The 11,337-nt window shown below is 70.7% G+C and carries 9 protein-coding genes; 6 read left to right on the top strand and 3 right to left on the bottom strand.

Annotated elements, in window-relative coordinates; genetic code table 11:
- Nucleotides 1-160: 160 nt before the first annotated feature.
- Genes AB0C38_RS49065 through AB0C38_RS49075 form a run of 3 tightly spaced genes read right to left on the bottom strand, consistent with a single transcriptional unit; the run spans nucleotide 161 to nucleotide 3,054 of the window.
- On the bottom strand, nucleotides 161-964 hold the full coding sequence (locus tag AB0C38_RS49065; RefSeq protein WP_360688512.1) for a citryl-CoA lyase: 804 nt from the start codon (nucleotides 962-964) through the stop codon (nucleotides 161-163).
- Nucleotide 965: 1 nt separating this feature from the next.
- The gene (locus AB0C38_RS49070; RefSeq protein WP_360688515.1) at nucleotides 966-2,192 is read right to left on the bottom strand and encodes a CoA transferase; all 1,227 of its coding nucleotides are present in this window, start codon (nucleotides 2,190-2,192) and stop codon (nucleotides 966-968) included.
- Nucleotides 2,193-2,247: 55 nt separating this feature from the next.
- Entirely contained in the window at nucleotides 2,248-3,054 is an 807-nt protein-coding gene (locus AB0C38_RS49075; protein ID WP_360688518.1) for an IclR family transcriptional regulator, read from the bottom strand.
- Between the two features lie 153 nt (nucleotides 3,055-3,207).
- Between AB0C38_RS49075 and AB0C38_RS49080 the strand changes: the two genes are divergently transcribed.
- The 6 genes from AB0C38_RS49080 to AB0C38_RS49105 all read left to right on the top strand — a co-directional run bounded on the left by AB0C38_RS49080 (nucleotide 3,208) and on the right by AB0C38_RS49105 (nucleotide 11,156).
- Entirely contained in the window at nucleotides 3,208-4,686 is a 1,479-nt protein-coding gene (locus AB0C38_RS49080; protein WP_360688521.1) for an aldehyde dehydrogenase family protein, read from the top strand.
- 32 nt (nucleotides 4,687-4,718) lie between these two features.
- Nucleotides 4,719-6,464, top strand: coding sequence for a thiamine pyrophosphate-binding protein (locus AB0C38_RS49085; RefSeq protein ID WP_360688523.1), 1,746 nt, complete (start codon nucleotides 4,719-4,721; stop codon nucleotides 6,462-6,464).
- Nucleotides 6,465-6,526: 62 nt separating this feature from the next.
- Nucleotides 6,527-7,675, top strand: a complete 1,149-nt coding sequence (locus AB0C38_RS49090) for an ABC transporter substrate-binding protein (protein WP_360688525.1) — start codon at nucleotides 6,527-6,529, stop codon at nucleotides 7,673-7,675.
- A 57-nt stretch (nucleotides 7,676-7,732) separates the two neighbouring features.
- On the top strand, nucleotides 7,733-8,602 hold the full coding sequence (locus AB0C38_RS49095) for a branched-chain amino acid ABC transporter permease (protein ID WP_360688528.1): 870 nt from the start codon (nucleotides 7,733-7,735) through the stop codon (nucleotides 8,600-8,602).
- Nucleotides 8,599-10,428, top strand: a complete 1,830-nt coding sequence (locus AB0C38_RS49100; protein WP_360688531.1) for a branched-chain amino acid ABC transporter ATP-binding protein/permease — start codon at nucleotides 8,599-8,601, stop codon at nucleotides 10,426-10,428. Before AB0C38_RS49095 ends, AB0C38_RS49100 begins: the two co-directional genes overlap by 4 nt.
- Complete coding sequence (locus AB0C38_RS49105) at nucleotides 10,425-11,156, top strand: ABC transporter ATP-binding protein (RefSeq protein WP_360688534.1); 732 nt, start codon at nucleotides 10,425-10,427, stop codon at nucleotides 11,154-11,156. The genes AB0C38_RS49100 and AB0C38_RS49105 overlap by 4 nt, the downstream gene beginning before the upstream one ends.
- Nucleotides 11,157-11,337 lie beyond the last annotated feature (181 nt).

Here is an 11,337-nt window from a genome sequence, read left to right on the forward strand (position 1 = left end):
CGGTTCGTCCGCGAGACGGGGATGACGGCGGGGGCGTTCCTCACCCGGGCCCGGATGATGGCGGCGGCCCAGCTGCTGTCGACTTCCTCAGCGACAGTCATTCGCGACGTCTGGCCCCGGCACCGGGGAGCGCCGAGCCGCTCGGCAGGAAGCGCCGCGCTCAGCGGTGGGTGGGCAGGATCGACGTCGGCATCGGTCCCTTGTTGCGGCGGCCCGAGTTGGTCTCCTCCCACGCGTGCGCGAGGATCCCGACGCTGCGGCTCAGCACGAAGAGCCCGCGGGCCAGCGGCGGCGCGAACCCCAGCTCGGCGTAGATCACCGCGGTCGCGCCGTCGATGTTCATCGGCACCGGCTTGGCCCGGCCCTCGTTGAGGAGCGTCTCCACCGCACGAGCCGCCCGGATGTGCCGGCCCGCGACCACGCCGTCCTCGACCGCGGCGTCCACCAGGGCCAGGAGCGGCGCGCGGCGGGGGTCGACCGGGTGGAAGCGGTGCCCGAACCCGGGCAGGTAGCGGCTGCGGGCGCGGTGTTCGGCGACCACCCGCGCGGTCGCGTCCGCGAGGTCGAGCCCGCCGGACTCCCCCTCGACGATCTCCGACAGCAGCTCGACGCACTGCTGGCCCGCGCCGCCGTGGGAGTCGCCGAGGGCGTTGACCCCCGACGCCATCGCGTTGTTGAGGCCGACCCCGCAGGTCGCGGTCATCCGGGCGATCGCGATCGACGGGGCCTGCGGGCCGTGGTCCACCGACGCGACCATCGCCGCCTCCAGCAGCGCGGCCTCCTGCGGGGTGGGGCTGGTTCCCCGCACCAGCAACCAGATCGTCGCGACGAAACCGTGGGAGCCGATCAGGTCCTGGACCGGGATCCCGCGCAGTTCCAGCACGCCGGGCTCCATCCGGCTGATGCTCGTGGCCCACCAGTCCGCCACGTCGCCGGCGGTCGCGTCCCGGGCTTCGGTGTCCATGTCAGTCCTTGTCCGTAGGGGCCAGGGAAAACTCCCGGGCCGGACGCGGGATGTCCGCGCCGCGCCACCGCCGCGCCAGCTCGGCGGCTTCCGCGTTGTGCTCGCCGAGCACCGGCGGCGGCCCCGGCGCCCGCAGCGGCTCGCCGTCGAGGTGGACGCCGTTCCCGCTCGCCCGGAGCGTCCTCTTCGGATCGCCCGGGAACGCGACCTCGGTGAAGAACCCGCGGTGGGCCAGCTGATCGGACTCGATCGCCTGGGGCACGGTGAGGATCCGCGCGGCGGGCACGCCCGCTTCCGAAAGGATCCGCTCCCATTCGACCGCGGGACGCCGGCCCAGCGCGGCGTTGAGCTCGGCGTTGAGCTCGGCGCGGTGGGTCTTGCGGTCTTCGCGGTCGGCGAACCGGGGATCGGTCACCAGGTCCTCACGACCGACCACAGTGCACAGGCTGACGAACTGCGTCTGCCGGTTCGCCGCGATGTTGAGCGGGCCGTCGGAGGCGAAGAACGTGCCGGACGGCGCCGCCGTGGCGTTCTCCCGCCCCATGGGCACCGGCGGCTGGCCGCTGATCACGTAGTTCGACACGACCCAGCCCATCGCCGAGAGGGACGCCTCCAGCATCGACAGGTCCAGGAAACACCCTTCGCCCGACCGTTCCCGGCCCACGAGTGCGGCCGAAATGGACAGTGCGGCCATCAGCCCGCCGACGGTGTCGGACACCGGGAACCCGACGCGCAGCGGTGCGGTCTCCTCGGTGCCGGTCACGCTCATCATGCCCGACAGGCCCTGGATGATCTGGTCGTAGGCGGGCGCCTGGCTCATCGGGCCGGTCTGGCCGAAGCCGGAGATCGCGCAGTAGACGAGTCCGGGGTTGAGGGCACGCAACCGGTCCCAGCCCAGGCCGAGCCGGTCGAGCACCCCGGCGCGGTAGTTCTCGAGCACCACGTCCGCGCCGCGGACGAGATCCTCGAAGAGGCCGCGCTCGCCGGCGTCCTTGAGGTTCAGCTCGATCGACTTCTTCCCCGCGTTCTGGGCCAGGAACGACGTCCCGATCCCGCCGCGGTTGAGGTCGGCGTCCGGGCCCAGGTGCCGCGCCAGGTCGCCGGAGCCGGGAAGCTCGATCTTCACGACCTCGGCCCCGAAGAGCATCAGCTGATAGCTGCAGTAGGGACCGGCGAGGACGTTGGTCAGGTCCAGCACCCGGATACCGCGAAGCGGTCTTCTCTGCATTCCCTCTCCTTGGGGCGAGCACGGCTTTCGGACGGCCCGCCGAACCGGGTGGACCTCAGCCGACGAAGGGGTGGTCGAAGCCCCGCTCCGTCATCCGCGCGGCGGTCTCCTGAAGGTCGGTGACGAACGCGGGGAGCTGGTCCTCGGGGAAGCGGATCGTGGGGCCGCTGAGCGAAAGCGCGGCGACCACGGTCCCGCCGCGGCCGATCAGCGGAACGGCCACGGCCGACAGGCCCGCCTCGCGTTCCCCGTGGCTCACGGCGAACCCTTGGTCGGCGGCTTCGCTGAGCCCCGACTGCAGCACCTGCACGTGCTCGGATCCGTGGGGCGAGCTTCGCGCGATCCTCGTCAGCAAAGCAGGCTTGGCGTCGCGGAGCAAGACCTTCGAAGAAGCACCGCCCCACAAGGGAAGTTCGTCACCCACGCGGACGACGTGGCGCAGCGGCTGCGGGCTTTCCTGCTGGGCCACGCAAACCCGGTACATGTCGCGCAGGACGTAGAGGTTGACCGTCTCCCGCTGCCGGTTGCCGAGGTCCCGCATGAGCTGCTTCATCTCGTCGGGGATCTCCCAGGTCTGCCGCGCGAGGTGCGCCCACCGCCACAACCCGGGGCCCGCCATGTAGCCCTTGTTCGTCGCCCAGAGCAAGCCGTTCTGCTCGAGGGTCTGCGCCAGGCGGACCGCCGTCGTCTTCGCCAGTCCCGTGGCCTTAACGATGTCGGAGATGGACACGGTCGGCTGCGTCTCGGTCAGCAACCCGAGGATGTCGAGCGCGCGCTGGACGCTGCGCACGCCCTGCGACTCGGTCCCCTCCCCCGCGCCGTCCCGATGCTCCGCGATCTCGTTGGCACCGGCACGCTTCATGACCTACACACTCCTTGCAGCTTTACTAATGAACCGGTTGGTGAATACTTCAGCCGGAGGTCTTGCCAGCGACGGGCGGCTGAACGTACGTTACACGACGGGCCGCAGAGTGGTCCATACGTACCGTTTGATGGTTCGCAAGGGAGCGTGACGGTGCTGCAGGAAGTACTCGAATCCGCAAGATCCGACGGTCCGATGGCGGCCCCCGCGTTCATCGAGGGCCAGTGGTCCCGGGACGGCACCCTCACCGAGCGAACCGGCCCCCACCTGCGAAAAGTCGTCACCCGCTTCGCTTCCGCCACCGACGACCAGGTGGCACGCGCGGTGGAGTACGCCGCGCGCAGCGCCAAGACCGTCGCGGACCTCGCCCCGGCGAGCCGGGCCACGATCCTCGAACGGGCCGCGGAACTCGCCGCCGCGCACCGGGACGACATCGCCCGGATGATCGCGCTCGAACTGGGGAAACCGCTCAAGGACGGCCGCGGCGAGCTCGACCGGGTCGCCGACACCTTCGCCGTGTGCGCCGGGGAGACCCGGCACATCGGGGGCGACGTGCTCCCCGTCGCCGGCTGGGCCCGGGGCACCGGCAACACCGCCATGACCTACCGCGCCCCGGCCGGGGTGGCGCTGGCCATCACGCCGTTCAACGCCCCGGCCAACCTGCTCGCCCACAAGCTCGGCGCCTCCTTCGCCGCGGGCAACACCACCCTGGTCAAAGCACCTCCCCAGGCACCCGCCACCACGACGGCGATCGTCGCGCTCCTGCTCGAAGCCGGGATGCCACCCGAGGCGGTGCAGCTCCTGCACGGCGGTGGCGATGTCGGCGCGAAGCTGTGCGCCGCCGACGAAGTCGCCGTCATCAGCTTCACCGGCAGCGCGGAGACCGGCGCCGCGGTCGCCCGGGCCGCCGGTGCCAAGCGGCTGGTCCTCGAGCTCGGCGGCAACGCCGCGACCCTGGTGTGCGAGGACGCCGACGTCGCCCACGCGGCGAAGATCTGCGCCCGCACCGGGTACAGCAACTCCGGCCAGAGCTGCATCTCCGTCCAGCGGATCTACGTGCACCGCAGCCGGTTCGACGAGTTCGTGGACGTGCTCCGCGCCGAAGTCGCGACGCTGAAGGTGGGCGACCCGCTCGATCCCGCCACGGACGTCGGGTCGATGGTCGACGAAGACGCCGCGACCCGCGTCGAGAAGTGGACCGCGGAAGCCGCCGCGCAGGGCGCCCGGGTCGTGCTCGGCGGCACCCGCGACGGCGCCACCCTGCACCCCACCATCGTGGCGGACCCCGCGGCCGACGCGACGATCGTCGTCCAGGAGGTCTTCGGCGCGCTCGTCGCGGTGCTGCCGTTCGACGACCTCGGCGAAGCGATCGAAGCCTGCAACCGCAGCCGGTTCGGCCTCCAGGCCGGCCTGTTCACCCACGACGTCCGCACGATCATCAACGCCTGGCGCGATCTGCAGGTCGGCGGCCTGGTCGTGAACGGCTCGTCGAACTACCGGCTCGACCACGTCCCCTTCGGCGGGGTGAAGGACTCCGGCTTCGGCCGCGAGTCACCGGCCCACATGATCGACGACTACACCGTGGTCAAGACCCTGATCCTGCGCGGGATGTCCGTCTGGGGCGACCGATGACCGACCTCGCCGACCGAAGGAGCCAGCCGCCCATGACCTCCCCCGCCCCCGCGATCACCGCCGCCGAAGCACTGGTGCGGCAGCTCGAGTCCTACGGCGTCGAGTACGTCTTCGGGCTGTGCGGCCACACGAACATCGCCCTCCTGGACGCGCTGAGCCGCAGCAGCATCGAGTTCGTGATGGCCCGCCACGAGCAGGCCGCCGCGCACGCCGCCGACGGGTACGCCCGCGCGTCCGGCAAGCCCGGGGTGCTGCTGGTCCACGTCGGACCGGGGATGATGAACGCGATCACCGGGGTCGCCACCGCCGCGATGGACTCGGTCCCGCTCGTCACGATCACCGGCGACATCCCGTCGTACTACTACGGGCGGCACCCGCACCAGGAGGTCAACCTCCACGCCGACGCCGACCAGACCGCGATCTACCGGCCGTTCGTCAAGCGCGCCTGGCAGGTGCACCGGGTAGAGGACCTCGCCCGGTTCACCGAGCGGGCCTTCTGGACGGCGACTTCGGGACGGCCCGGCGCGGTGCTGCTGAGCGTGCCGATGGACCACTTCTCCCGTCCGGTGGACCCCGCGAGCTACCCGCTGCCGCAGCAGGTCACCACCCCTGGACTGTCCGATGTGGACGCGCGCCGGATCGCGGAGGCGCTCACCACGGCCGAGCGTCCGCTGATCTACCTCGGCGGTGGGCTGCGCACCCCGGCCGGGCGCGCGGCCCTGCTGGAGCTCGCCGAGCACCTCGACATCCCGGTCGCCCATTCGCTGATGGCCAAGGGCACGCTGCCCGACCGGCACCCGCTCGTCATGGGCATGACCGGGTTCTGGGGCCTGGAGCTGACCAACGAGTACACCCGCAAGGCCGACGTCGTCCTCGCGCTGGCCACCCGCTTCGCCGAGACCGACGCCAGTTCGTGGGACACGGAGTACACCTGGGCCTTCCCGCCGGGACGGCTGATCCAGATCGACATCGACGCCGCCGAGATCGGCCGCAACTACCCCGTCGAGATCGGCGCGGTCGCGGACGTCGCCCACGCGGTGCCCGCGATCACCGCCGCCGTGCAGGCCCTGGTGCCGGCCGCCACCGAACGGCCGGGCCTGCGGGAGACCATCACCACCGCCCGGTCGGAGCTGTTCGCCGCGAGCCAGGAACGCGGGCGCAGCGACGACTTCCCCCTGCGGCCGGAACGGATCCTCGAGGACCTCCGCACCACCTTGCCCGCCGACGCCGTCCTCGTCACCGACGTCGGCTGGAACAAGAACGGCGTCGCCCAGTGCTACGCGCTGCCCGACGAAGGCCGGTTCATCACGCCGGGCGGCGCGTCGACCATGGGCTTCGGCCCCGCGGCCGCGGTCGGGGTGCAGATCGCCGAACCGGACCGGGTGGTGGTCGCGCTCGTCGGCGACGGCGGGATGAGCTCCCAGCTGCCGGCCGTCCCGCTCGCCGTCGAGCGGGGGCTGCCGGTGATCTTCGTGGTGATGAACAACCGCGCCCACGGCACCATCGCCGATCTGCAGGCCGCGAACTTCGGCCGCAGCTTCGGCTGCGAGTTCCGCGACCGGGACGGCAACCCGTCCTCACCGGACTTCGCGGCGTTCGGCCGCGCCTGCGGCGCCGACGGCTACCTCGTCGAGAACCCGGAAGGGCTCGCCGCGGCGCTGCGCGAGGCGATCGACCGCCGCCGACCGGCGGTGCTCGACGTCCCGATGGTCAACGAGCCGGTGCCGACCCCCGGGCACTGGAACATCAAGGACATCTACCAAGGCGTCTTCGAATAACTCCCCGTCCCCCTGACCCAACTTCCCTGACACGACTTCCCTGACACAACGAGGTGGCAATCATGACCCGGTTCGGCATCGGGCGCGTGCTGGCGTGCGCGACGGCAGTCCTGACCATAGGTGCCTGCAGCGCACCCGGCAGCTCGCAGTCCGCCCCCGCCGACACGAGCGGCCCGATCAAGATCGCGGTGGTCGACGCGCAGAGCGGGCAGCTCAGCTCGCTGGGCGCGTGGGAGTCCAAGGGCGCCAAGCTCGCGGTCGACCAGTGGAACGCCAAGGGCGGCATCAACGGCCGCAAGATCCAGGTCGACGTCTTCGACGACACCGGCGACCCGACGGTCGGCACCAACCTGGCGCGCAAGATCGCCAGCGAAGGCTACGTCGCGATGATCGGCACCGCGGAAAGCGCTGTCACCGTGGCGATGGCGCCGGTGCTGCAGCAGGCGAAGATCCCAAGCATCACGTCCGGGCAGTCGCCGTCGATCACGGCCGTCAAGAGCCCGTTCCAGTTCCTCAACGGGCCGACCAGCACCACCTACGACGAGACCCTGGCCAAGCACCTCGTCGACCAGAAGGGCCTCAAGAGCATCGCCTTCATCACCAACAACGGCTCCTACGGCAAGGGCGAGCACGACGCGTTCGGCAAGGCACTGGCCGGTCGCGGCGTCACGCCGGTCGACGACCAGGTCGTCACCACCGACCAGAAGGACTTCAGCGCCGCGCTCACCTCGATCCGGCAGAAGAACCCGCAGGTGCTGTTCGTGGGCACCGAGGAGGTCGAAGCCGGGCTGATCGTGAAGCAGGCCCGCGAGCTGGGCATCACCGCGGTGGTCGCCGGCGCGGCCCCGATGGGCACCACGGTGTACCTCAACACCGCGGGCGCGCCGAACGCCGAGGGCACCATCGTGAGCAGCCCGTACCTGAGCAACGAGATCAACGACGCGTCCCGCGCGTTCGCCCAGGCCTACAAGGCCGCCTACAACGAAGAGGCCGAGCTGCACGGCGCCAAGGCCTTCGACGGCACCAACATCTTCCTGACCGCGCTCAAGACCAGCAACGCCGCCACCGGCCAGCAGCTCGCCGACGCGATCCGCGGCACGAAGTACCCGGGCCTGCTCGGGACCTTCACGTTCGACGAGACCGGGGTCGGCATCCACGCCACGGCCATCGGTGTCATCACCGCCGGCAAGCTCGTGGCCGCCGCCAGCTGATCACGCCCGGGCCGCGTGTGATGGGCGCGCGGCCCGCGCGTCGGTGAAAGGACCGCAATGCAAGTCTTTCTCCAGACCCTCGTCGGCGGGCTCAGTTTCGGCGCCGTCTACGCCCTCGTCGCGATGGGCTTCTCGATCGTCTACCGCACCATGGGCCTGGTGAACTTCGCCCACGGCCAGGTGGTGATGGTCGGGGCCTACGCGGCGTCGACGTTCTACATGTCCTCCCGGCTGCCGTTCATCCTCGCGATCATCGTCGCGATGCTGGTCACCGGCGCCATCGCGCTGGTGATGGAACGCGTGCTGCGGCCGCTGGAGAACAAGGACTTCGACCTCATGCTGATCGGCACCATCGGCTTCGGGGTGGTGCTGGAGTCCCTCGCGACGATCATCTGGGGCGCCACCGGGCACGCCGTGCCGACGCCGGTCGCGGCCGAGCCGCTCGACGTGTTCGGCGTCCGCATCCGCACCTACAGCCTGGTCGTGCTCGGCATCGCCGCGGTGGCCACCGTGCTCCTGCTGCTGTTCCTGCAGCGCACCAAGCGGGGCGCGGCGATGCAGGCCGTCGCGATGGACCACGAGGCCGCCACCGCGGTCGGCATCCACGTCGGCCGCAGCAACGCCATCGCCTTCGCCGTCGGCGCGGGCCTGGCCGCGCTCGCCGGCGGCCTGGTGGGCCCGCTGCTCTACGTGAGTCCCACGCTGGGCGGGACACTGGGCATCAAGGGCTTCGCGGCGGCGATCCTCGGCGGCTTCGGCAACATCACCGGGGCGATCGTCGGAGGCCTGGCCATCGGACTGCTCGACTCGTTCGCGGCCGGGCAGTTCCAGGGCTATTCGGACCTGGTCGTGTTCCTGGTCTTCACCGCGATCGTCATGGTCAAGCCGACCGGCCTGTTCGGCGAGCGGACGGTGAGCCGCGCATGAACCTGCTGCTGCGCAACCGGCTCCGGAGCGCCCAGCTCATCGCGGTCGCCGTCGTCGCCGTGACCGCGTGGTTCCTGCCTTACGGCCTCGACGGCTACGGCATCCACGTCGTCAACATCGCGATCGTGTTCGCGCTGCTGGCGGTCGGGCTCGGGCTGGCGATGGGCGTCGCCGGCCAGATCAACCTCGCCCAGGTCGCGTTCTTCGGCGTCGGCTCCTACGCGCTGGCCATCTTCACGACGTCGTCCGGCCTCGGGTTCTGGGTCTCGGCGGTGCTCGCGATGCTCGCCACGGCGCTGGCCGGGCTGTTCGTCGGGATTCCCGCGCTGCGGGTGCAGTCGCACTACCTCGGGATCGTCACCCTCGGCCTCGCGCTGGCCTTCACGAACTGGGTGACCAACGCGGAGGTCGCGGGCGGCGCGTCGGGGCTCAACGGCATCCCGGTGCCGCCGCTGTTCGGCATCGACCTGTCCGACGAGTACCTGTACTACTACCTCGAGCTGATCGTGTTCGGGCTGGCCATCGCCTTCGCGGTGTTCCTCGTGCGCACGGCGCTGGGCCGGCGGCTGCGGGCGATGCGCGACGACTCCCTGGCCGCGGGCGCGGTCGGGGCGCCGGTGCCGCTGCTGCGGATGACGGCGTTCCTCACCGCCAGCGTCTACGGCGGAGCTGCGGGCGTGCTGTACGCGGGCTTGATCCGCTACATCGCGCCCGAGACGTTCAGCGTGGCCAACATGTTCCTGCTGCTGGCGATGGTGATCATCGGCGGCCGGCAGAGCATCCTCGGCTGCGTGATCGGTGCCGTCGCGCTGTCGCTGGTGCGGGAGGCGCTGGTCGACTTTTCGGTGTACGCGCAACTGGGCTACGGCTCGGTGGTCGTGCTGATGGTCGTCTTCGCGCCCACGGGACTCGCCGGCCTGCCCCGGCGGATCCACGGAGTGATCCGGCGGCGGCGCTCCGGCGACCGGGCGGTGCTCAAACCGTTCCGGCCCTATCCCCCGGCCGAATCGGCCGGACAGGGTCCGCCGCTGGAGATCGCCGGGATCAGCAAGAACTTCCGGGGGGTCAAGGCGCTCAAGGGCGTCTCGCTGTCGGTGGCCCCGGGCGAGATCCGCGGCATCGTGGGCCCCAACGGCTCGGGGAAGACGACGCTGTTCAACGTGATCAGCGGCATCTACACCGCGTCGGCGGGCACCGCGACCTTCGGTACCGAGGTGCTCACCGGGCGGCGGCCGTACCAGCTGTCGCAGCTCGGGCTCGCCCGGACGTTCCAGAACCTGCGGCTGTTCGGCCAGATGACCGTGGAGGAGAACCTCCTGGTCGCCCTCGACCGGTCGGCGATGCGGTCGCTGTGGCGGTACGTCCTGTGGCCGGTCGGGATCTGGCGCTTCGAACGGCGGCTGCGGCACGACGCCGCGGAGCTGCTGGAGCGGTTCGGGCTGGAGGACTACCAGGCCGCGGCGCCGAAGTCGCTACCCTACGGGATCCAGCGGCGAGTGGAGCTGGCCCGGGCGATGGCGTCCGGGCCGAAGCTGCTGCTGCTCGACGAGCCCGCGGCCGGGCTCAACGGGCAGGAAGTGGGCCAGCTGAAGGAGATCGTCCGGTCCATTCGCGACAGTGGGGTCACGGTGGTGCTCATCGAGCACAACATGGGCCTGGTCATGTCGCTGTGCGACCGGATCACCGTGCTGGCCAGCGGCGGGGTGATCGCGGAGGGGACGCCGGCCGAGGTCGCCGTCCGGCCGGAGGTCATCGAGGCTTACCTGGGTGACTCGTTCAGCACCGCCGAAGTCGTGCGCGCGGTGGAAACGGAGACCATGTCGTGAAGGTGTCTGCTACCGGTGTGGGCGACCTGGTCGTCGAGGATCTCTCGGTGCGCTACGGCGGGGTCCAGGCGGTGAGTTCCGTCGGGTTCTCCGTCGGGGCCGGAAAGTGCGTGGGCATCATCGGCGCGAACGGTGCCGGGAAGACGTCGACGTTGAAGGCCCTGATGGGGCTGGTGCCACGGTCGGTGGGCGCGTTGCGGCTGGGTGAGCACGACCTGACGAAGGTGAAGCCCCAGGACATCGTGCGGCACGGCATCGGTTACGTCCCCGAGGGCCGGCACGTGTTCGACGGGCTGACGGTCGAGAAGAACCTGCTGCTGGGCGCGTACCTGCGTTCGTGGAAGGGCAAGACGCAGGAGACGCTGCGCGAGGTGTACGAGATGTTCCCGGTGCTGGGCGAGATGCAGCACCGGTTGGCGGGCGCGCTGTCCGGTGGTCAGCAGCAGATGCTGGCAATCGGCCGCGCGCTGATGTCGGAGCCGAAGCTGGTGCTGCTCGACGAGCCGTCGATGGGCCTGTCCCCCAAGCTGGTGGAGGAGATCCTGGCGACGCTGCAACGGCTGAGCGCGGCGGGGTTGGGATTGTTGCTGGTGGAGCAGAACGCGAAGCTGACGTTCGAGGCGACCGAGAGCTGCCTGGTGATGGAGAACGGCCGGATCGCCATGACGGGCAGCTCGGCCGACCTCAGCCACGACCCGCTGGTACGCCAGATCTACCTCGGCCTCTGACTCGCGTTACGAAGAACCCGGCTTCCGAGGAGGCCGGGTTCTTCGTAACGCCGCGGACGTCATGAACGACCCTTTCACGGCGCCGGACGGCATGAACGACCCTTTCATGTCCTCCGAGCCGGCCACCGCAGCCGAGCCACCTCCCGCCGTGAAGGCCACCTTGAGGGACTCTAAGTCCCTC

The organism is Amycolatopsis sp. NPDC048633 (genome assembly GCF_040650695.1).
Lineage (GTDB): Bacteria > Actinomycetota > Actinomycetes > Mycobacteriales > Pseudonocardiaceae > Amycolatopsis.